This window comes from Fontimonas sp. SYSU GA230001, assembly GCF_040066175.1.
GTDB lineage: Bacteria > Pseudomonadota > Gammaproteobacteria > Nevskiales > Nevskiaceae > Solimonas.
Genome location: NZ_JBEAAM010000012.1, coordinates 106,132 through 128,020, shown reverse-complemented (window position 1 = coordinate 128,020; position 21,889 = coordinate 106,132). Strand labels below are relative to the sequence as shown.

At 67.9% G+C, this 21,889-nt stretch carries 14 protein-coding genes; 12 read left to right on the top strand and 2 right to left on the bottom strand.

Annotation, left to right across the window (positions count from 1 at the left end; translation table 11 throughout):
• Positions 1-522: 522 nt before the first annotated feature.
• The 3 genes from metH to AAG565_RS07970 all read left to right on the top strand — a co-directional run bounded on the left by metH (position 523) and on the right by AAG565_RS07970 (position 7,267).
• Positions 523-4,326: a methionine synthase gene (gene metH, locus AAG565_RS07980; protein WP_348819047.1), complete on the top strand. Its 3,804-nt coding sequence runs from the start codon at positions 523-525 to the stop codon at positions 4,324-4,326.
• Between the two features lie 76 nt (positions 4,327-4,402).
• On the top strand, positions 4,403-6,406 hold the full coding sequence (locus AAG565_RS07975) for a prolyl oligopeptidase family serine peptidase (protein ID WP_348819046.1): 2,004 nt from the start codon (positions 4,403-4,405) through the stop codon (positions 6,404-6,406).
• 9 nt (positions 6,407-6,415) lie between these two features.
• A complete protein-coding gene (locus AAG565_RS07970) occupies positions 6,416-7,267 on the top strand; it encodes a hypothetical protein (RefSeq protein ID WP_348819045.1) in 852 nt (283 codons plus the stop codon).
• A 112-nt stretch (positions 7,268-7,379) separates the two neighbouring features.
• Here the strand turns inward: AAG565_RS07970 and AAG565_RS07965 are convergent, their stop codons facing one another.
• Entirely contained in the window at positions 7,380-7,862 is a 483-nt protein-coding gene (locus tag AAG565_RS07965) for a peptidylprolyl isomerase (RefSeq protein ID WP_348819044.1), read from the bottom strand.
• Between the two features lie 357 nt (positions 7,863-8,219).
• Here AAG565_RS07965 and AAG565_RS07960 point away from each other — a divergent pair, with 357 nt between their 5' ends.
• The 9 genes from AAG565_RS07960 to AAG565_RS07920 are packed head-to-tail and all read left to right on the top strand — an operon-like array spanning position 8,220 to position 20,920.
• A complete protein-coding gene (locus AAG565_RS07960) occupies positions 8,220-9,326 on the top strand; it encodes an efflux RND transporter periplasmic adaptor subunit (RefSeq protein WP_348819043.1) in 1,107 nt (368 codons plus the stop codon).
• Between the two features lie 25 nt (positions 9,327-9,351).
• Positions 9,352-12,639 carry an efflux RND transporter permease subunit gene (locus AAG565_RS07955; RefSeq protein ID WP_348819042.1) on the top strand — a complete coding sequence of 1,096 codons (3,288 nt, stop codon included), beginning with the start codon at positions 9,352-9,354 and terminating at the stop codon, positions 12,637-12,639.
• Positions 12,636-15,692, top strand: coding sequence for an efflux RND transporter permease subunit (locus AAG565_RS07950; RefSeq protein ID WP_348819041.1), 3,057 nt, complete (start codon positions 12,636-12,638; stop codon positions 15,690-15,692). The genes AAG565_RS07955 and AAG565_RS07950 overlap by 4 nt, the downstream gene beginning before the upstream one ends.
• 44 nt (positions 15,693-15,736) lie before the next feature.
• Positions 15,737-17,206 (top strand): M20/M25/M40 family metallo-hydrolase, encoded by a 1,470-nt coding sequence (locus tag AAG565_RS07945; RefSeq protein ID WP_348819040.1) that lies wholly within the window; start codon positions 15,737-15,739, stop codon positions 17,204-17,206.
• A complete protein-coding gene (locus tag AAG565_RS07940) occupies positions 17,203-17,475 on the top strand; it encodes a DUF167 domain-containing protein (RefSeq protein ID WP_348819039.1) in 273 nt (90 codons plus the stop codon). Before AAG565_RS07945 ends, AAG565_RS07940 begins: the two co-directional genes overlap by 4 nt.
• Before the next feature lie 42 nt (positions 17,476-17,517).
• The gene (locus AAG565_RS07935) at positions 17,518-19,119 is read left to right on the top strand and encodes a POT family MFS transporter (protein ID WP_348819038.1); all 1,602 of its coding nucleotides are present in this window, start codon (positions 17,518-17,520) and stop codon (positions 19,117-19,119) included.
• A gap of 51 nt (positions 19,120-19,170) precedes the next feature.
• Complete coding sequence (ttcA, locus tag AAG565_RS07930; RefSeq protein WP_348819037.1) at positions 19,171-20,046, top strand: tRNA 2-thiocytidine(32) synthetase TtcA; 876 nt, start codon at positions 19,171-19,173, stop codon at positions 20,044-20,046.
• Positions 20,043-20,171 (top strand): hypothetical protein, encoded by a 129-nt coding sequence (locus AAG565_RS07925; RefSeq protein ID WP_348819036.1) that lies wholly within the window; start codon positions 20,043-20,045, stop codon positions 20,169-20,171. The genes ttcA and AAG565_RS07925 overlap by 4 nt, the downstream gene beginning before the upstream one ends.
• Positions 20,168-20,920, top strand: coding sequence for a glutathione S-transferase family protein (locus tag AAG565_RS07920; protein ID WP_348819035.1), 753 nt, complete (start codon positions 20,168-20,170; stop codon positions 20,918-20,920). Before AAG565_RS07925 ends, AAG565_RS07920 begins: the two co-directional genes overlap by 4 nt.
• Before the next feature lies 1 nt (position 20,921).
• On the opposite strand, the gene AAG565_RS07915 is transcribed toward AAG565_RS07920, so the two are convergent.
• Complete coding sequence (locus AAG565_RS07915) at positions 20,922-21,815, bottom strand: glutathione S-transferase family protein (RefSeq protein ID WP_348819034.1); 894 nt, start codon at positions 21,813-21,815, stop codon at positions 20,922-20,924.
• Positions 21,816-21,889 lie beyond the last annotated feature (74 nt).

Sequence of the window (21,889 nt, the reverse complement as noted above, 5' to 3'; positions counted from 1 at the left end):
CGCTACAGCGCCGGCGTCGCCGGCGGCAGGGCTCAAGCTGAATCACGCACCACGGCGCCGATACCCCTGCCTCGTGCTGCGCCCCGACAAATCGGTAGCTTTCCCAGCCCAGTAGCCGGGCCATAGACTGAACCAGGGCCACGGTCGCCCTCCTGCATCCTGCTGGTGCTTCGACAACACCAACTTAGCAGCGGCGACCGTGTGCCCGCTCTCCCGCAGATGGGAGAAGAACCAAAAAAAAGGCCAAGCGGGGAAGCTTGGCCTGGAGTAACCCGGAAGGTTGGGGGGATCCGGGTTGGGGGGAGAGATCGGTCGGTTTCGCTGCAGTCCTCTGTGAGTGCGCTGTTGAACCAGTGGGCGTACCGTACTGCCGCACCCGGCTGCCGGGTCATCCGCGGGGATGCGTGGCGGCGATGAGCGGATGAACGGCAATTCGGCCGCCGGACCGGGATGCGATCGAAGCTGTATCCGTCAATCCGCATGGACGGATATAATCGGTTTCCGTTTCACCGCCCGCCCGCCATGACTCCGCATCCCGCCACCGCGCGCCTCGAATCCCTGCTGCGCCAGCGCATCCTCGTCATCGACGGCGCGATGGGCACGATGATCCAGAACTACAGGCTCGGCGAGGCCGACTATCGCGGCAACCGCTTCGCCGACTGGCCCCGTGACCTCAAGGGCAACAACGACCTGCTGGTACTGACGCAGCCGCACATCATCCGCGAGATCCACGGCAAGTACCTGGAGGCCGGCGCCGACATCGTCGAGACCAACAGCTTCAACGCGCAGGTGATCTCGCTGGCCGACTACGGCATGGAGTCGCTGGCCTACGAGCTCAACGTCGCCGCCGCGCGCGTCGCGCGCGAGGCCGCGGATGCCTGGACCGCGAAGACGCCGCAACAGCCGCGGTTCGTCGCCGGCGCGCTCGGCCCGACCAACCGCACCGCCAGCATCTCGCCCGACGTCAACGACCCGGGCAAGCGCAACGTCAGCTACGACGAGCTGGTCGCAGCCTATCTCGAACAGGCGCGCGGGCTGGTCGATGGCGGCGCCGACCTGCTGCTGATCGAGACCATCTTCGACACGCTCAATGCCAAGGCCGCCGTGTTCGCCTGCGAAACCCTGTTCGAGGAACGTGGCCAGCGCTGGCCGGTGGTGATCTCCGGCACGATCACCGACGCCTCCGGCCGCACGCTGTCCGGCCAGGTCACCGAGGCGTTCTGGAACTCGCTGCGCCACGCGCGCCCGCTGGCGATCGGCCTGAACTGCGCGCTCGGCGGCAGGGACATGCGGCCGTACATCGCCGAGCTGGCGCGCATCGCCGACTGTTACGTCTCCTGCTATCCGAATGCCGGGCTGCCCAATGCCTTCGGCGAGTACGACGAGCGCCCCGAGGACACCGGCGCGATCCTGCGCGAGTTCGCGGCCAGCGGCCTGGTCAACATCGTCGGCGGCTGCTGCGGCACGACGCCGGCGCACATCGCCGCGATCGCGCAGGCGGTCGCCGACCAGAAGCCGCGCGTGCCGCCGCAGCTGCCGGCGGTATGCCGGCTCGCCGGCCTGGAGCCGCTCAACCTCGTGCCGGAGCTGAACTTCGTCAACGTCGGCGAGCGCACCAACGTCACCGGCTCGGCGAAGTTCAAGAACCTGATCAAGGCCGGCGACTATGCCGCGGGCCTGGCGATCGCGCGCCAGCAGGTCGAGGCCGGCGCGCAGATCATCGATGTCAACATGGACGAGGGTATGCTCGACGGCGTCGCCGCGATGCAGCGCTTCCTCAACCTGATCGCGTCGGAACCGGACATCGCGCGCGTGCCGGTGATGATCGACTCGTCGAAGTGGGAGGTGATCGAGGCCGGCCTCAAGTGCGTGCAGGGCAAGCCGGTCGTGAACTCGATCTCGATGAAGGAAGGTGAAGCCAAGTTCATCGAGCAGGCCAGGCTGTGCCGCAAGTACGGCGCCGCGGTCGTGGTCATGGCCTTCGACGAGCAGGGCCAGGCCGACACGCTGCAGCGGCGCAAGGACATCTGCGCGCGCGCCTACCACGCGCTGACCGAGACCGTGGGCTTTCCGGCCGAGGACATCATCTTCGACCCGAACATCTTCGCGGTCGCCACCGGCATCGCCGAGCACAACGCCTATGGCCTCGACTTCATCGAGGCGACGCGCTGGATCAAGCAGAACCTGCCGGGCGCGAAGGTGTCCGGCGGCGTGTCGAACGTGTCGTTCTCGTTCCGCGGCAACAACTTCGTGCGCGAGGCGATCCACTCGGTGTTCCTGTACCACGCCATCAAGGCGGGTATGGACATGGGCATCGTCAACGCCGGAGCGCTGGTGGTGTACGACGAACTCGATCCCGAGCTGCGCGAACGTATCGAGGACGTGATCCTCAATCGCCGCACCGACGCGACCGAGCGGCTGCTGGAGATCGCGGAACGCTATCGCGTCCGGGAATCCGGAACCGGGAATCGGGAATCGGAAGAACAATGGCGGCAGCTGCCGGTGCGCGAGCGCATCAAGCATGCGCTGGTGAAGGGACTGGACGCGCACGTCGAGGCCGACACCGAGGAGCTGCGCGCACAGCTCGCCGCCGAAGGCAAGCGTCCGCTGGAGGTGATCGAAGGCCCGCTGATGGACGGCATGAACGTCGTCGGCGACCTGTTCGGCGCCGGCAAGATGTTCCTGCCGCAGGTGGTGAAGTCCGCGCGTGTGATGAAGAAGGCGGTCGCCTACCTGATTCCGTTCATCGAGGCCGAGAAGGCGCCCGGTGAAGTCGCGCAGGCCAAGGGCAAGATCGTCATGGCGACGGTCAAGGGTGACGTCCACGACATCGGCAAGAACATCGTCGGCGTCGTGCTCCAGTGCAACAACTACGACGTCGTCGATCTGGGCGTGATGGTGCCGGCGCAGAAGATCCTCGACACCGCGAAGGCCGAGCAGGCGGACGTCATCGGCTTGTCCGGGCTGATCACGCCCTCGCTCGACGAGATGGTGCATCTGGCGAAGGAGATGGAACGCCAGGGTTTCGAACTGCCGCTGCTGATCGGCGGCGCGACGACCTCGCGCGCGCACACCGCGGTGAAGATCGACCCCGCGTACCACGGCCCGGTGATCTGGGTGAAGGACGCCTCGCGCTCGGTGCCGGTCGTCTCCGCGCTGCTGTCGGCGGAGCAGAAACCCCGGCTGCTCGCTGACACGAAGGCCGAGTACGACCAGATCCGCGAGCGCCATGCCGGCAAGGATCGGCAGGAGAAGTTCCTGACGCTCGCCGCGGCGCGCGCCAACAAGACGGTCATTGAGTGGAGCGCCTATCACCCGCCGCGGCCGCGCATGCTGCTGCAGCAGCTGCGCGACGTGTGCGAGGGACCCGCCTGTGACCACCGCCATCACGAGACGGCCGTGCAGCATGTGCGCGTGTTCAAGGACTATCCGCTCACCGAACTGCGCGAGTTCATCGACTGGCAGCCGTTCTTCATCGCCTGGGAGCTGAAGGGGCGTTATCCGGACCTGCTCAACAACCCGACGACCGGCGAGGCCGCACGCAAGCTGTGGGAAGACGCGCAGGCGATGCTCGATCGCCTCGTCGAGGAAAAATGGCTGACCGCCAACGGCGTCGTCGGCCTGTTTCCGGCGGCGCAGGTCGATGACGACGACATCGAGGTCTATGCCGACGAGTCGCGCACGACCGTGCGGGCGCGCCTGCACAACCTGCGCCAGCAGGGCGAGCATCGCGCCGGCGTGCCGAATCGCTGCCTCGCCGACTATGTCGCGCCCAAGGGAGCCGGCGTGCACGACTACGTCGGGGCCTTCGCGGTGACCGCGGGCCTGGGCTGCGCCGAACGTGTGGCCGCGTTCCGCGCGGCCAACGACGATTACAGCGCGATCCTGCTGGAGTCCCTCGCGGATCGTCTTGCCGAAGCCTTCGCCGAGCGTCTGCACCAGCGCGTACGCAAGGAGCTGTGGGGCTACGCGCCGGACGAACACCTCGACAATGCCGCGCTGATCGACGAGAAGTACATCGGCACGTCGGGGGGCATCCGTCCGGCGCCGGGTTATCCGGCCTGCCCGGAGCACAGCGAGAAGGCGACGCTCTGGCAACTGCTGGACGTCGAGCGCAACGCCGGCATCCGGCTCACCGAGAGTTACGCGATGTGGCCGGGCGCCGCAGTCAGCGGCTGGTACTTCTCGCATCCGCAGGCCCAGTACTTCGTCGTCGGCCGCCTCAACCGCGACCAGGTCGCCGATTACGCGCGGCGCAAGAACTGGACACTGGCCGAGGCGGAGAAATGGCTGGCACCGAACCTGGGTTATGAACCAGAAGATTGATGGCGGAGCGGCTAGGGAGCGTGCGCTGCGGCGGCTAGAATGACGTCATTACAGGAAGTTACTGGGGGGGATCCCGATGAAAGTCGTTCCGGTTGCCATCCTGTCGCTCTTCGCGACGATCGGCTGGGCGGCAACGCCGAGCACCCGCGATTTCGCGCGTCATGCGGAATTTGGCATGGCGAAGCTGTCTCCGGATGGCAGCCTGCTCGCGGCGACCGTACCGCGCGGCGACGAAACGCACGTTGCCGTCATCCGGCTCGCTGACATGAAAGTCATCGGCAGACTGCGAGCACGTGATCATGAGCACGCCGCCGGCCTGTGGTGGGTCAACGACGAGCGAATCGTCATCGCAATAGGCTCCAGTGCCGGACCGCTGGAGGCCACGGTACTGACCGGCGAGCTGGTGGCCGCGAACGCGGACGGCTCCGGACGCCGCTATCTGTACGGTTATCGCGGTCAGTCCGAGACCGGCACCCGCGTCAGTTCCGGATCGATCGACTACGGATGGGGCTGGATGCTGGATCCCATGGTCGACGACAAGACGCAGATCTGGATCCGCGCCGTGCGCTCGACCAACCCCTGGCTCGGCGGACTGCTCAGCTACGCGCACCTGCTTGATGTCTACAGCAGCCGCCGCGACAACGGTATCGCCGGGCCGCTGCCCGGAGTGACGGACTTTCTCATCGACAACGCTGGCGCGTTGCGTTTCGCTATCGTCGAGGATGAAGAGAAGCTTGTAGACCGCACGTATCGGTACGACGACGATGCGCGCAAGTGGATCGAGATCGGTGCTGCCCGAACCGGACGATCGCTTGTTCCCCTTGCTGCACGTGGCAACAACGGCCTCGCATACTTCAAGGCACGCGCTGGCACCGACCGCTATTGCTTGCAGCAAATGGATCCTGGCTCCGGCGAGCTCACGCCCCTGTCCTGCAACGATGCCGCCGATGTCGACGGCGTGTACTTCTCAGCGGACCGCGACACGCCGATCGCGGTGTCGTATGCGGCCGGTCTGCCGACGGTCGACTGGATCGCTCCAGAGCATGCGGACGCCAAGCTGCTGGCGACACTGATGCGCAGCTTTCCTGGACAGCAGCTGCAAACGGCGTCGTGGAGCCGCGACGGGTCGCGGCTGCTGTTTCACGTGCAGTCCGACCGCAATCCGGGCGAGCTGTACCTGTACGATCGAAAGATCAACAAGGCGCAGTTCGTCTACGCCTATCGCGACTGGATCGATCCGGCGCAGATGGGCGAGCGACGCCCCATCGAATTCAAGAGCCGTGACGGCGCGACGCTGCACGGCTATCTGACGCTGCCGCCAGGCCGAGAGGTCAAGGCGCTGCCGCTGGTCGTCAATCCGCACGGCGGACCGTTTGGCGTCCGCGACGAGTGGGCCTGGGATGCCGACGCGCAGCTGCTCGCGACGCACGGCTACGCCGTGCTGCAGGTGAACTTCCGCGGCTCCGCAGGTTACGGCAGCACGCACTACGAGTCGGCGCGCGGAAAGTGGGGCACGATGATGATCGACGACATCACTGATGGCGTGCGCGAGCTGCAGCGCACGGGGACGATCGACGTCTCGCGGGTCTGCATCTACGGCGGCAGTTACGGTGGTTATGCCGCGCTGATGAGCGCCGTGCGCGAGCCGGAGCTGTACCGCTGCGTGGTCGCTTATGCCGGGGTCTACGATCTCCCCGCGCTCAAGCGGCAGTCGGACATCGGTCGATCCAGACATGGGCGCAACTACATCGACCAGTATATCGGCGGCGATACGCAGGCCCTGGCCGCGCAGTCGCCGATCCGGATGCTGGACCGGCTCAAGGCACCGGTGCTGATCGTGCACGGCGAGCTCGACGAGCGCGCGCCGTATGCGCAGGCCAAGGCATTGCGCAGTGCGATGGAGGACCGCCACCTGCCCTATGAGTGGCTGGTCAAGTCGGGCGAGGGGCACGGGTTCTGGTCCGAGATCAATCGTGAAGAGCTCTATACACGCATGTTGGCTTTCCTGGATGCGCACATTGGCCAGGGTGCGGCAACACCGCAGTCCGCGCGCTCGCCTTTGAGCGGCACCGGACCCTAGAATCCGGCGATGGACGAAAAAAGGGCCGCGCCCAAGGACTGGCTCGAACCACCGGACTGGTGGAAGAAGTGGCGTCCGCTGCGCTGGCTGGCGGGCGGATTGGTCCTCGTCGCGCTGTACCTGTGGTTCGGACCCGAACCGCAGCCGGAACCGCGGGAGACCGTACGGGCGACACCGGTTCCGACCGCGGTCGCGGTGATCGAACCCTCGGCCGCGCCGACACCGGCGTCCACGCCGGTACCGTCCGCTGCGCCCGTGACCGCCGCGCCGTCCGCGGTGCCGACGCCGGACCGCGCCGCCGAGGCGATGGTGTACGAAGAAGCGCCCGGCGCACAGCCGCAAGTGGATTCCGATCTCGCCGCGTTCACGCGCATCGAACCCGATCCCGTGCCGCTCCTGGGCCGCTACCGCAGCTTCATGGGCGTCGATGAGGTCGTGGTCGGCCTCGAACAGGCGGGCTTCAAGCCGATGGTCGAATCGCGGCACGCCAAGGTGCGTGCGGGACTCCCGCCGCGCAACTTCGACGTGGTGACCGTGCATCAGTTCCAGCACTGGGGTCAGCAGGGCCGCCTGGAGCTGCAGTTCTTCAACAATCGCCTGTACCAGACCGAGTTCGAGCCCGACGACGCCGACCTGTACCGTGCAGCCCAGCGCCGCGAACTGCCGCAGCTCAAGCGCGAGGCCAGCGGCCGGTCCGAGCTGATCCAGGGCAATCTGCGCATCGCCAGCAGCCTGGATCTGGCGGTCAGCGAAGTCGGCCGCAGCCTGCGCACGCGGCCGTTCCTGCTCTGGCAGGACCGGCGGCTGGTGCGTCAGCGCGACGAGTGGGACCGCCGTTTCTCGGAGTCGGCCCGGCGCTGACCGGGCGCGCGCCCTGCGCAAGCCGGGGCCATCCGTGGCCCCGATCGCCAAGACAAGCCGGTTCTATTTGAAAGTCCCGGCCATGGATGGCCGGGTCTTGCACCGGATGTGCCTAGTGGTGATGACCGCCCGGTCCGTGGACGTGGCCGTGGCTCAGCTCTTCTTCGGTGGCGGCGCGGACTTCGGTGACTTCGACATCGAAGGTCAGGTTCTCGCCGGCGAGCGGGTGGTTGCCGTCCACGGTGACCATGTCGCCGGCGACGCGCGTGACGACGACGCGCATCGGCCCGCCGCTGCCCTGTGCCGTGAACGACATGCCGGGCTGGATGTCCTTGACGCCCTGGAAGGCGCGCCGCGGCACGTTCTGCACCAGCTGTTCGTTGCGCTCGCCGTAGCCCTCCGACGGTGCGACCTTGACGACCAGCTTGTCGCCGGCGGACTTGCCGGTCAGCGCGTTTTCGAGGCCGGGGATGATGTTGCCACCCCCGTGCAGATAGGCCAGCGGCTCGGCGTCACGCGAGCTGTCCAACACTTCGCCGGCGTCGTTGGTGAGCGTGTAATGGATGTAGACGACGCGCTGGTTGGCGATTTCCATGGATGAGTCCGTCAAGTTCGGACGGCCATGCTAACACTTGGGCGGTAGCGGCTCGTCCCGGAGCTGCGTCCGCGCCGATGCAACCATCCGGGCAACGCAGCCGTCCAAGCTCCGCTGCGATTCGCAGGGCAGTGATATTAGATCAAATAAAACAACATTGTCACCTCGATATTCTCGGCCTTGAGTGGCGAAATTCGCCCCGGAACGGCGTGTTTTTTCACCATCTTCGGCCGCCGCCGCCGTGTTGTCCGCTTACGTCTGGAAAATTGATCGCTACAACAATGTGTTATGGAACGTGGGAAGATGGCACACAGTTTGGTAGGGCTCGCCCATGAGTCATCCATCGGAAGAACGACAATGAGACGACGCGGTGCGCATGTGGGGATCGCGGCCTGCCTGCTGGGGCTGCTGGCCGGATGCAACGGCGCGGCCAAGGCACCCGACGGCAAGCCCAAGGAAGAGGCCAGCATCCCGGTCGAGGTCGCACAGGCGATCGTCGGTCCGATCGAGGCGGCCTACCGCGGCACCGCGACGCTGGAGGCCGAGGACGAGGCCACCGTCAATGCCAAGCAGGGCGGCGTGATCGAGCAGATCCTCGTCGAGGAAGGCCAGCGCGTACGCGCCGGCCAGGTGCTCGCCCGGCTCGAAACCGAACGGCTGGCGCTCGAGGTCGCGCGCGCCAAGTCGGCGCTCGACAAGCTCGAACAGGACCACCGGCGCAACGAATCGGTCTATCAGCGCAACCTGGTGTCGCGTGAAGCCTACGAGCGCACCAAGTTCGAACTCGAGGGCGCACGCGCGGCCTACGATCTGGCGCGGCTGGCGCTGCAGGAATCCGAGATCCGGGCGCCGTTCGACGGCGTGGTCTCGCTGCGCCACATCAAGGCGGGCAACCAGATCCAGGCCGGAAGTCCGGCCTTCCGCATCACGCGCATGGACCGCCTGCAGGCACAGATCCATGTCCCGGAGCGTGACATCCACAAGCTCGCCGCAGGGCAGAAGGCGACGCTGCGCGTCGATGCCTGGCCGGCCAAGACCTTCGCCGGCGAGATCCTGCGCATCAATCCGGTGGTCGATGCCAGCACCGGCACGGTGAAAGTGACCGTGGCGATGACTCCGGAACAGCCGGAGCTCAAGCCGGGCATGTTCGGGCGCGTCGAGATTCTCTACGACCGCCGCGAACGGGCGGTGCTGATCCCCAAGGATGCGGTCGTCACCGAGGACGCGCAGCATTCGGTGTTCGTCGTGCAGGACGGCCGCGCGCACCGCCGTGCGGTCAGCATCGGCTACAGCGACGCCGATCACTACGAGGTGTTGAGCGGCCTGGTCGCGGGAGACACGCTGGTGATCACCGGCCAGTCCAGCCTGCGCGACGACAGCAAGGTCGAGATCGTCAATGCGCCGACGGCGGCGCCGGATGCCAAGGCCTCGTCGGTCGCGGCCCAGGACGGCCTGCAGGGCTGAACACGGCCACGGGCGGAGCTGACGCATGAAACTCATCGAGCTGTGCACGCGGCGGCCGGTGGCGATCGGCATGCTGACCTTCGCCGTCCTGCTGTTCGGGCTGGTGTCGCAATCGCGGCTGGAGCTGACGCTCCTGCCCGACCTGTCGTACCCGACGCTGACGATCCGCACCGAGCTGCCCGGCGCGGCGCCGGAGGAGATCGAGACGCTGCTGTCCAAGCCGATCGAGGAGGCGGTGGGCGTGATCCGCAACGTGCGTCAGGTGCGCTCGACCTCCCTGGCCGAGCGCAGCGACGTGACCCTGGAGTTCAACTGGGGCACGAAGATGGACTTCGCCGTGCTCGACGTGCGCGAGAAGCTCGATGCGCTGGAGCTGCCGAAGGAGGCGAAACGGCCGATCGTGCTGCGCTTCGATCCGACGCAGGACCCGATCATGCGTTACGGACTGGCACTGAAGACCGCCCCGGAGGGTGCCGTGCGCAGCGCCGACGAAGCGTCCCTCAAGCGCCTGCGCCGGATCGCCGAAGACCTCGTGCAGAAGCCGATGGAGGGGGTGGACGGCATCGCCGCGGTGAAGATCAGCGGTGGCCTCGACGAGGAGATCCAGGTGCTCGTGGATCTGGGCAAGCTCGCACAGTACAACCTGACCCTGGAGCAGGTCGCCGAACGGCTCCGTGCCGAGAACGCCAACATCTCCGGTGGCCGCGTCGAGCAGGGCGCGTCGAGCTACCTGGTGCGCACGCTCAATCAGTTCAAGTCACTGACCGAGATGCGCGACACCATCCTGGTCACGCGCGCGGACCGCCCCGTGTACCTGCGCGATGTCGCCGAGGTGCGCTCCGGCGCCAAGGAACGCGAGGCGATCATCCGCATCGACGGCAACGAGGCGGTCGAGATCGCGATGTACAAGGAGGGCGACGGCAACACCGTGTCGATCGCCGAGCGCATCCGCAACCGCGTCGAGCAGCTGCGCAAGCAGCTGCCCGGCGATGTCGAGATGCGGCCGCTGTACGACCAGTCGGTGTTCATCCGGCAGGCGATCGACGAAGTGAAGATCGCGGCGCTCGAAGGCGGACTGCTGGCGATCCTGATCCTCTACCTGTTCCTGCGCAACGCCTGGACCACCGCGATCGTCGCGGTGGCGATCCCGGTCTCGGTGATCGCCACGTTCAACCTCATGTACGGCGCCGGTCTGTCGCTCAACATCATGTCGCTGGGCGGCATCGCGCTGGCGATCGGCATGCTGGTCGATGACGCCATCGTCGTGCTCGAAAACATCCACCGTCAGCATGAGAACGGACTGCCGCTGCGCGAAGCCGCGGTCACCGGCGCGTCGCAGGTCGCCGGCGCGGTGACGGCGTCCACCCTGACCACCGTCGCGGTGTTCTTCCCGATGGTGTTCGTGCAGGGCATCGCGGGTCAGCTGTTCGCCGACCAGGCACTGGTCGTCACCGGCGCGCTGATGTTCTCGCTCGCCGTGTCGCTGACCCTGATCCCGATGCTGGCCTCGCGCGCAGCGCGCCGGCAACCGGTGCCGCCGGCCACGCCGGTCGTGACCGGCCGCGGGCGTGTGCGCACCGGTCTGTCGCGGGCGCGCTACGCGCTGCTGGAATCGCTGCCTGCGGCGCTGCTGTGGCCGGCGGTGCAGCTGTTCCGCCTGATCGGCTGGCTGCTCGGCAGCGCGCTGCGCCCGCTGTCGTCGGTCTGGCAGCGCGCCTTCGCCGCGCTGGAGCGCGGCTATGTGCCGCTGCTGGCATGGGCGCTGGAGCATCGAACGCTGGTGCTGGGCGCGGCGGCGGCGCTGTTCGCGCTGGCGCTCCTGCTGCTGCCGCGCATCGGCGTCGAGCTGATCCCGCCGTTCAACCAGGGCGAATTCCGTGCCGAGCTGCAGCTCCCGCCCGGCACGCCGCTGGAACGGACCGATGCCGTGCTGCAGACCGTCACCGCCGAGCTGCGCTCCGACACGCGGCTGCAGGACTGGCTCGCCGCGGCCTATTCGGTCGCCGGGACCGGCAACCGTTTCGACGCGAACCCCGAGACCGGCGGCGAGAACTTCGGCACCGTCAACATCGTGCTCAAGCCGGCGGCGTTCCCGCGCGAGCCGGAGGTCATCGGCCTGCTCTCGGCCACCCTCGACCGGCTGCCCGGCGTCAGCTACCGCTATGCGCGGCCGACCTTGTTCACGCTCAAGACGCCGCTCGAGATCGAGATCGCCGGCTACGATCTCGCGCAACTCGAGCGCACGTCCGAAACCCTGCGCGCGCAGCTGCGCGCCTCGGACCGATTCGCGGAAGTCGAGACCACGCTGACGCCGGGGCATCCGGAGATCCAGGTGCTGTTCGACGCCGAGCGCGCCGCCGCGCTGGGCCTGGACACCGCGGTGCTCGCCGAGCGCGTCGCGCGTGCGGTGCGCGGCCATGTCGCCACCCGCTACCGCATCGGCGACCGCGACGTCGATGTGCTCGTGCGCGGCGGCGAGGACGCGCGCAACAGCGTCGACGCGATCGCCAACCTGCTGGTCAACCCGGACGCCGCGCAGCCGGTGCGCCTGTCGTCGATCGCCGACGTGCGGCTCAAGTCCGGTCCCGGCGAGATCCGCCGCGTGGATCAACGTCGCGTGGTCGTCGTGTCCGCCAACCTGACCCGAGGCGATCTCGGCGACGGCATCGCCGAGATCGCCCGCATCCTCGCCGGCATCCCGATGGCGCCGGGACTGTCGGCGACGGTCACCGGGCAGAGCGAGGAGATGAAGCTGTCGTTCCGTTCGCTGGCGCTGGCGCTGGCGCTGGCGGTGTTCCTGGTGTACCTGGTGATGGCGGCGCAGTTCGAGTCGCTGATCCACCCGTTCGTCATCCTGTTCACGATCCCGCTCGCCGGCATCGGCGCGATCCTGTCGCTGTACCTGACCGGCTCGCTGATCAACATCGTCGCGCTGATCGGCATGATCGTGCTCGCCGGCATCGTCGTGAAGAACGGCATCGTGCTGATCGACCTCGTCAACCAGCTGCGCGCTGCCGGCAGCCTGGTGCACGACGCACTGCTGCAGGCAGGCCGCGCGCGCCTGCGGCCGATCCTGATGACCACCCTGACCACCGTGCTGGGGCTGCTGCCGATGGCGATCGGCGCCGGCGAGGGCGCGGAGGTGCGCCAGCCGATGGCGATCACGGTCATCGGTGGACTGACCGTTTCGACGCTGCTGACCCTGCTGGTGATCCCGGTGGTGTACTCGCTGCTGCAGCGGGAGACGCAACAGCAGGAGGGCGAGGACACGCGCCTAGCGCCACCCGCCGCGCAACTCCCGGAGACGCCGTGAATCTCACCGAGCTGTCGCTGAAGCGGCCGGTCACGGTGGCGATGTTCTTCGTCTGCATGACGGTGATCGGGCTGATCGGCGGCAGCCGCTTGCCGCTCGAATTCCTCCCCGACATCGAGTTTCCCGGCATTTTCATCGAGGTGCCTTACCGCAACTCGACACCCGAGGAAGTGGAGCGACGCGTCACCCGGCCGATCGAGGAGGCGCTGGCGACGCTGCCCGGCATCGAGCGCATGAGATCGACGTCCACCGACAACGGCGCGCAGATCGAGATCTACTTCGGCTGGGGCCAGGATCTGGCGATCCGCGGCATCGAGGCGCGCGACAAGATCGACGCCATCCGCGACGAGCTGCCGCAGGACGTCGAGCGGCTGCACATCCGCAGGTTCGAGTCCGGCAGCATTCCGGTGCTGACCCTGCGCGTGTCGGCCGAGCGCGACCTGTCCGGCGCCTACGACATGCTCGAACGCAATCTCAAGCGGCGTATCGAGCGCCTGCCGGGCGTGTCGCGCGTCGAGCTGTACGGGGTTGTGCCCAAGGAAGTGCGCATCGAACTCGCCGCTGACCGGGTCGCCGCGCACGGGGTCGATCTGCGCGCACTGGCGCAGACCCTGCAGCGCGCCAACTTCGCGACGACCGCGGGCAATCTGATCGAATCCGGCCGCCGCTGGTACGTCAAGCCGGAGGCGCGCTTCGCCAGCCTCGACGAGATCCGCGCGATGCCGGTCGATGCCCGCGGCCTGCGGCTGGGCGACATCGCCGACGTGACCTATGCCGAGCCGGTCCGCACCTATGGACGCCACCTCGACGGACGCTACGCGGTCGGCGTCAACGTGTTCAAGGAAACCGGGGCCAACCTGGTCGAGGTGGCGGATCGTGCGCTCGCCGAGTTCGAGGCGGTGAAGCGCCTGCCGGAGATGGCCGGCATCAGCCTGTACGTGATGGACAACACCGGCGACAGCGTGCGCAGCTCGCTCGACGACCTGCTCGACGCCGGCCTGATCGGCGCCGTTCTGTCGATCGCCGTTCTCTACCTGTTCCTGCGCGACTGGCGCATGACGCTGATCGTCACCACCGCCGTTCCGCTGTCACTGCTGATCACGCTGGCGGTCATGTACTTCCTCGGCTACTCGCTGAACATCCTCAGCCTGATGGGGCTGATGCTGTCGGTCGGCATGCTGGTGGACAATGCGGTGGTTGTCACCGAATCGATCTTCAAGGCACGCGGCGCGGGACTCGGCGCCGTCGATGCGACGCTGCACGGCACGCGCAGCGTCGGCCTCGCCGTCGTCCTCGGCACGCTGACGACGGCGATCGTGTTCCTGCCCAACATCTTCGGCGTGCAGAACGAGATCACGATCTACCTCGCGCACGTCGCCGTGACCATCTGCGTGTCGCTGGCGGCGTCGCTGCTCGTCGCGCTGACGCTGATCCCGCAACTGACCACGCAGCTGGCCGTGCGCGGCAACGGCCATGTCGGCTGGATCGAGCGGCTCGCCGACCGCTACGCACGCGTGCTCGAATGGACCTTGCGCCACCCCGGCAAGACCGCGCTGTTCATCATCTTGACGCTGGCCAGCGTCGCGGTGCCGGCGATGTTCGTGAAGAACGACATGTTCCCGCAGGACAGCAGCAAGCGCCTGTTCCTGCGCTACAACGTCAACAACGTCTATCGTCTCGACAAGGTCGAGGAGGCCGTCAACACCGTCGAGGCGTTCCTGTTCGCCAACAAGGCCCGCTTCGAGATCGATTCGGTGTATTCGTATTTCGATCAGGGCCGCGCCGAGACGAGCATCATTCTCAAGGACAAGGACCAGCGCACGCAGACACCGCAGCAGATCAAGGACGCGATGCGCAAGGAGCTGCCGAAGATCGCCATCGGCGAACCTAGCTTCGACGACCAGCGTCAGGGCTCCGGCGAGAAGCTCTCCGTGCAGGTCTTCGGCGAGTCGGCCGAGCGCCTGCGCGATGTCGCGCGTGAGGTCGAGCGCGTCGTGCGCGGCGTCGAAGGCCTGACCGACGTACGCCTCAAGGCCACTGCGGCCGACTGGGAGGTGCGCGTGCGCGTCGATCGCGACAAGGCCCGCCTGTACGGCCTGTCGAGCCAGCAGGTCGCCGAAGTCGTCGCCGGCGCGATGCGCGGCGTCGAGCTCAAGCCCTATCGCACGCCGACCGGCGAAGTCGAACTGCTGCTGCAGTTTCGTCGCGCCGACCGTCTCGACCTCGATGCCTTGCGTTCGCTGCCGATCGTCACCCCCGGCGGCGAGCGCGTGGCGCTGTCGGCGCTCGCGGAACTGTCGATCGGCGACGTGCCCGGCGCGATCCGGCGCGAGAACCGCCATGCCGCGCTGAGCATCGAGTTCAGCACCAGGGACGGAATCACCTCGGAAGACGCGCGCAAGAACGTGGACCGCACGCTGGCGGAGCTGCAGCTGCCGCCGGGCTACAGCTGGGGCTACGGCCAGGCCTTCGACGACGAGCAGGAAAGCATGCAGGTGATGGTGCAGAACATGCTGCTGGCGATCGCCTGCATCTACATCGTCATGGCCGCGTTGTTCGAGTCGCTGCTGGCGCCAACCGCGATCATCACCGGCATCCTGTTCTCGTTCATCGGCGTGTACTGGTTCTTCTTCGCCACCGGCACCGCCTTTTCGTTCATGGCGCTGATCGGCATGCTGGTCCTGATGGGCGTGGTCGTGAACAACGGCATCGTGCTGATCGATCACGTCAACCAGCTGCGCGCCGAAGGCCTGGAGCGCACGCGCGCGATCGTCAAGGGTTCGCGCGACCGGCTGCGGCCGATCCTGATGACCGCGGCGACGACGGTGCTGGGCATGGTGCCGCTGGCGCTCGGGGACACGGCGATCGGCGGCGAGGGTCCGGCCTACTACCCGATGGCGCGCGCGATCATCGGCGGACTGGTGTTCTCGACGGCCGTGTCGCTGCTCGTGCTGCCGACGATCTATCTCGCACTCGAAGACCTCGGCCACTGGGGGCGACGCGTGCTGCAGCGAGCACGCGACTGGTGGCCGCTGGCGAGGGTCGATGCGTAGATCGTAGGATGGGCCGTGTCGAGCCCTCGCCTGCATACGCCTGCATGAAACGCGCGACCCTGGTCCTCGCGGTCGCGGCGCTGTCGTGCGCCGCATTGCTGGCTGGCCGTGCCGGCCGCCTGCAGCCGGCACCGAAGCTGGCGGCGCCGGTTGCGCGGGTCGCGCTCGACGACACGGCACTGGCCGCGCGCCTCGCCGACGCACTGCGCCTGCCGACCGTCTCCTACGCCGAAGCGGAACGCATCGATCCGGAACCGTTCCGCCGGTTCCATGCGCTGCTGCGCGCGCAGTTTCCGCAGCTGCATCGCACGCTGGACGTCGAAGCGATCGGTGCATTCGGTCTGCTCTACCGGTGGGCCGGCAGCGACAGGACGTGCAGGCCGGCGCTGCTCGCCGCGCACATGGATGTCGTCCCGGTCGAACCCGGCACCGAGCGACGCTGGACGCATCCGCCGTTCGCCGGTGCGATCGCCGACGGCTACGTCTGGGGCCGCGGCGCGCTCGACGACAAGTCCAACCTGATCGCCCAGCTCGAAGCGGTCGAATGGCTGCTCACGCAAGGCTTCCGGCCCGCGTGCACGGTCTATTTCGCCTATGGCCACGACGAGGAGGTCGGCGGTGCCGACGGCGCGGCGCGCATCGCGGCAACGCTGCGCGCGCGCGGCGCGCGTCTGGCGTGGACGCTGGACGAGGGCAGCGCGATCACCCGGGGCATCATCGCCGGCGTCGATGCGCCGGTCGCCGCGATCATGGCCGGCGAGAAGGGTTACGCGACCTTTCGCCTGACCGCGCAGGGCAGCGGCGGCCATGCATCCACACCGGGACCCGACAACGCGATCCTGCGGCTGGCGCGGGCGCTGTCACGCCTCGCCGAGCGGCCGATGCCGGCGCGGCTGCTGCCGCCGGTGGCCGGCATGCTCGACCGCCTCGCGCCGCACATGCCGGTGGCGGAGCGCGTGCTGATCGCCAACCGCGACCTGTTCGAACCGCTGCTGCTGCGCGCCCTGTCCGCGACGCCGATCACCGACGCGCTGATCCGCTCGACGCAGGCGGTCACCGTGGTCCGGGCCGGCGTCAAGGACAACGTGCTGCCGAGCGAGGCGCAGGCGCTGGTCAATGTGCGCCTGCTGCCGGGTGACCGCATCGCCGACGCGCGCGAGCATCTGCGGCGTGCGATCGACGATCCGGCGATTGCGGTCGAGATCGCCGCCGGCACCGGTTTCGCCAACGAGGCGCCGCCGCTGTCCGACCCGCAGTCGCCGGAGTTCACGCTGATCGAGAGAACCGTCAACGAGATCTTCCCGCAGGCGCTGGTGACCAGCGGCATCATCCTGGCGACCACCGACAACCGCCACTACGCGGATCTGCGCGACCAGGCCTGGTATTTCTCGCCGTATCCGTACACTCCGGACGACCAGCCGCGCGTGCACGGCACCGATGAACGCATCGGCATCGAGGCCTACGCCGACATGGTGCGCTTCTACATCCGCCTGCTGCAGAACACGGGGGCTTGAGCGTGCGCCTGCAGCTCAAGGTCACGCCCAAGGGCGGGCGCAACGCGCTCAACGGCTGGATGGGCGACACGCTCAAGCTGTCGGTGACCGCCGCGCCGGAGAAGGGCAAGGCCAACCAGGCGGTGATCGAGCTGCTGGCGGAGGTGCTGCATTTGCCCAGGTCGGCGTTCACGATCGTGCGCGGCGACACCAGCGCGCAGAAGCTGATCGAGATCACCGGGCTGGACGAGGGGGAAATCCTCAGGCGCCTGCGGCATCCGGGTTCCTAGACTCCGCGCCTTGTGGCCGGCATGCGGCCCCGGGGACAGCACATGAACAGCACGACACAGCCGGCGCGCATGCCGGCCGGCATTCCGTACATCGTCATCAACGAGTTCGCCGAGCGCTTCTGCTACTACGGCATCAACGCGATCCTGACCGTGTACATGGTCAACTTCCTGCGCTTCGGCGAGGCGCAAGCGACGACCTGGCAGTCACTGTTCAAGTCCGGCGCGTACTTCTTCCCGTTGCTCGGCGCGATCGTGTCCGACGTGTTCCTCGGCAAGTTCCGCACCATCATGATCTTCTCGTCGGCCTACGTCGCCGGCTGTGCGCTGCTGGCGCTGTCCGACAGCCCGCAGTCGATGGCGGTCGGCCTGTTCCTGATCGCGCTCGGCACCGGCGGCATCAAGCCCTGCGTGTCCACCAATGTCGGCGACCAGTTCACCGCGTCGAATCAGCACCTGATCGAGCGCGCGTTCTCGTGGTTCTACCTGTCGATCAACGCCGGCTCGCTGATCTCGATCTCGCTGTGTCCCTGGCTGCTGCCGAACTATGGCCCGAAGGTCGCGTTCGGTCTGCCGGCGGTGATGATGGCGGTCGCTGTCACCGTGTTCTGGCTGGGGCGCAACAAGTTCGCCGTGGTGCCGCCCGCCGGCAAGGCCTGGCTGCGCGACGTGTTCTCCGCGGAGGGGCTGGGCATCATCGCGCGGCTGGCGCTGATCTACCTGTTCGTCGCCTTCTTCTGGTCGCTGTGGGAGCAGTCCAACGGCCAGACCTGGGTGCTGCAGGCGCAGTCCGACCTGATGGACAAGCGTCTGGCCTTCGGCTTCGAGATCCTGCCGGCGCAGATCCAGGTGGTGAACGCGCTGTTCATCCTGATCCAGGTGCCGATCTTCACCTACCTGATCTACCCGGCGATGGGCCGTTTCTTCACGGTCACGCCGCTGCGCAAGATGGCGATGGGCATGTTCCTGGTCGCCGGTTCGTTCGTCCTGGTGGCCTGGATCGAGAGCCGCATCCAGGCGGGCATCGTCACCTCGGTGTGGTGGCAGATCCTGGCCTATTTCATCCTCACCGCCGCGGAGGTGCTGGTGTCGATCACCGCGCTGGAATTCAGCTACAAGCAGGCGCCGCTGAAGATGAAGAGCTTCATCATGGCGCTGTTCCTGCTTTCGACCAGCGTCGGCAACCTGTTCACCGCCGCGGTCAACGGCTTCATGGTCGAGCCGCTGCAGGCGCGTGGCGGTGCAACCGGCGCGCAGACCTGGGTGCAGATCGAACAGGCCGCAGCCTTCCAGATCGGCCAGAAGATCGACTTCGCCGGCGACACCGGCGTGACCGTGCGCAAGGCCGACGGTACCACCGAGCCGCTGGCCGGCACCTACCTCGTCGCCGAAGTCGATTCCGGCGCCCGCAGCGTCCGGCTGATGGACGCGACCTCGCGCCAGCCGGTGGTCAGCGAAGGCCGGTTCAATGCCGACGCCGCGCGCGTCTCCACCTATGCCCTGGTCGGGCCGATGTACTTCCTCTTCTTCGCCGGCGTGATGGCGGTGGCGGCGACGCTGTTCATCCTCGTCGCCCTGTTCTACCGGGAGAAGACCTTCGTCCGCGAGGCGGAAGCGCCGCTCGAACTGGCCGCCGAGGAGCACTGACCACCGGGGCGCCGTGCGAGAATGGCGGCCCACCGAGTCCAGGCTGTACCGATGTCCGCTTCCGCTGCCGAAGTTCCCGTTGCCTTCCCGGTCCGCGACCCTGCACGCGCGCGGGTGGAGTCGAACAAGCTGGCCAAGCGCCTGCGCCGGCAGGTCGGCCAGGCGATCATGGACTACAACATGATCGTCGAAGGCGACCGCGTGATGGTCTGCCTGTCCGGCGGCAAGGACAGCTACACGATGCTCGACCTGCTGCTGCAGCTTCAGGCCAAGGCGCCGGTGAAATTCGAACTGGTCGCGGTCAATCTCGACCAGAAGCAGCCGGGCTTCCCCGAGCACGTGCTGCCGGGTTACCTCAAGGCGCTCGGCGTGCCCTTCCACATCCTCGAGCAGGACACCTACTCGGTGGTCAAGCGCGTCATTCCGGAAGGCAAGACCCTGTGCTCGCTGTGTTCGCGCCTGCGCCGCGGCGCGCTGTACAGCTACGCGCAGGAGCAGGGGTTCACCAAGATCGCGCTCGGCCATCACAAGGACGACATCGTCGCGACCTTCTTCCTCAACCTGTTCCACGGCGGCAAGCTCGCGGCGATGCCGCCGAAGCTGTTGTCGGACGACGGCCGCAACGTCGTCATCCGCCCGCTCGCCTACTGCCGCGAGCGCGATATCGCCGCCTACGCCGAGCAGAAAGCCTTTCCGATCATTCCCTGCAATCTGTGCGGCTCGCAGGAACAGCTGCAGCGCAAGCAGGTGCGCAGGATGATGGACGCCTGGGAGCGCGAGCATCCTGCACGCATCGAACAGGCCTTCGCCGCGCTGACCAATGTCGCGCCTTCGCAGCTCGCCGATCCGACGCTGTTCGACTTTGCCGGCCTGGGCGGCGACGCGCGCACGGCCTCCGACTGGCTGATTGCGGACAAGGCCGAGTGACGCGCGGCGCGGCCCTGCTCGCGGCGGCGCTGCAGGACGCGGCGGCGCGCGCCTGGGCGGCGCTGCTCACGGCACAGCTGCGCGGTGACGGCTTCGCGGTCGCCGCCGTGGAGAACGCGCCGTGATCGAGCTGTGGCAGTTCAACGTGTCGATGTATCCGGAGCTGGTGCGCTGGGCGCTCGATCACAAAGGACTGGACTACCGCGCGCGCGACCTGCTGCCGGGGCCACACGTCGTGCAGCTGCTGCCGCGCTTCGGGCAGAAGACCGTGCCGGTACTGCGCGACGGTGACCGCGTGCTGACGCAGTCGCTCGACATCCTCGCCGACCTCGAAGCGCGTCATCCGCAGCATCCCCTGCTGCCGGACGACGCGGCGCAGCGCGAGGAGGTGTGGCGCATCGTGCGCCACTTCGCCGACGAGTATGGTCCATCGGTGCGTCTCGCCGCCTTCCACGAACTGCTGCCGCACGGCACCTACATGGCGCGCGTCTGGGCACAGCCGTTCTCGCCGCTGCTGCGCGCGGCCTATGTCGCGAGCTTTCCGCTGCTGGTGCGCCCGGCGATGCGCGCCGACATGGGCATCACCGCCGAACGCGCCGCGCAGGGCCGCGCAGCGACGCAGGAAGCGCTGGACTGGGTCGCGGCGCGCGTGCGCGATCGTGACTACCTGGTCGGCGACCGCTTCACGCTCGCCGACCTGTCCGTTGCGACCGTGCTGTTCCTGACCGCGCTGGCGCCGGAATATCCGGTGCGCCTGCCCCAGCCGTATCCGCGCGGCCTGCAGCACTGGCTCGACCGCTGGCGCGGCCACCCCGGCACGGCCTGGGTGCGGCGCATGTACGGACTGCACCGCCGGCGGGCCGGCACCCCCTGAGTCAGTCCGGCGGCAGGATCACCGAGCGCACGCGCGCCGGCGCGCCCGGACCGGATTCCTGGCCCTTGCGGCCGTCCCCGATTGACCCCTTCGCCGCGCTGCGGCTCGGCACCGGCGGCAGCTCGTCGTCGCCGATCTCGTCTTCTTTCGCCGGGTTCGCATTGGCCGGCTTCGCGGCGGTCGGCTGCCGCTCGGCGGTCTTCAGCGCCGCCGCCGGTGCATCGGCTGCTTTGGCGACAAGCGGGCCGGCGGGCGGCGCGGGCGGCGGTGCTTCCATCGCCGCCGCCTCGATCCACTGCTGCACTGCCGGATGCGCGAGCACGTGCTCGACATAGGCCCGCTCGACCTTGCCCAGCTTCACGGCGTAACCGGCGAAACGCAGCGCGACCGGCGCGAACATCGCGTCGGCGATGCCGAAATGGCCGCACAGCCAGTCGCCCTGCCCGCCGAAACGGTCGCGCGCCTCGCGCCAGATCGTGCCGATGCGCTCGATGTCGGCCTGCGCCGCGGCGGACGCCGCCACCGGCGCGGGCTCGCGCGTGGCATCGAACGACAGTTCCCGGCGCAGGTCGGCGAAGCCGCTGTGCATCTCTGCGGCGATCGAGCGCGCATAGGCGCGCGCCGCCGGGTCCATCGGCCAGGCCGCGGGCAGCGCGAAGGTCTCCGCGGCGTACTCGCAGATCGCCAGCGAGTCCCAGACCCGCGTCGTCCCGTGCAGCAGCGCCGGCACGCGGCCGCTGGGCGAGTGTTCGAGGATGCGCGCGCGCGTGTCCGGCCGGTACAGGTCGATCAGGACTTCCTTGAAGCGCACGCCGTGATGGCGCAGCAGCAGCCACGGGCGCAGCGACCAGGACGAGAGGTTCTTGCTGCCGATGTAGAGCGTCAGGCTGCTCATGCTGCGCACCGGTGGGGACGATGACGTGGCTTGACCGATAATAGCCGAGAACCAACGCCCTGACGCCTGCCCCG

Excerpts from the sequence above, each read along its gene's own strand:
- AAG565_RS07935 (WP_348819038.1), top strand. The coding sequence starts at position 17,518 with ATGAACAGCACGACACAGCCGGCGCGCATGCCGGCCGGCATTCCGTAC.
- AAG565_RS07960 (WP_348819043.1), top strand. The coding sequence starts at position 8,220 with ATGAGACGACGCGGTGCGCATGTGGGGATCGCGGCCTGCCTGCTGGGG.
- AAG565_RS07975 (WP_348819046.1), top strand. The coding sequence starts at position 4,403 with ATGAAAGTCGTTCCGGTTGCCATCCTGTCGCTCTTCGCGACGATCGGC.
- ttcA (WP_348819037.1), top strand. The coding sequence starts at position 19,171 with ATGTCCGCTTCCGCTGCCGAAGTTCCCGTTGCCTTCCCGGTCCGCGAC.
- AAG565_RS07965 (WP_348819044.1), bottom strand. The coding sequence starts at position 7,862 with ATGGAAATCGCCAACCAGCGCGTCGTCTACATCCATTACACGCTCACC.
- AAG565_RS07945 (WP_348819040.1), top strand. The coding sequence starts at position 15,737 with ATGAAACGCGCGACCCTGGTCCTCGCGGTCGCGGCGCTGTCGTGCGCC.
- metH (WP_348819047.1), top strand. The coding sequence starts at position 523 with ATGACTCCGCATCCCGCCACCGCGCGCCTCGAATCCCTGCTGCGCCAG.
- AAG565_RS07955 (WP_348819042.1), top strand. The coding sequence starts at position 9,352 with ATGAAACTCATCGAGCTGTGCACGCGGCGGCCGGTGGCGATCGGCATG.
- AAG565_RS07970 (WP_348819045.1), top strand. The coding sequence starts at position 6,416 with ATGGACGAAAAAAGGGCCGCGCCCAAGGACTGGCTCGAACCACCGGAC.
- AAG565_RS07915 (WP_348819034.1), bottom strand. The coding sequence starts at position 21,815 with ATGAGCAGCCTGACGCTCTACATCGGCAGCAAGAACCTCTCGTCCTGG.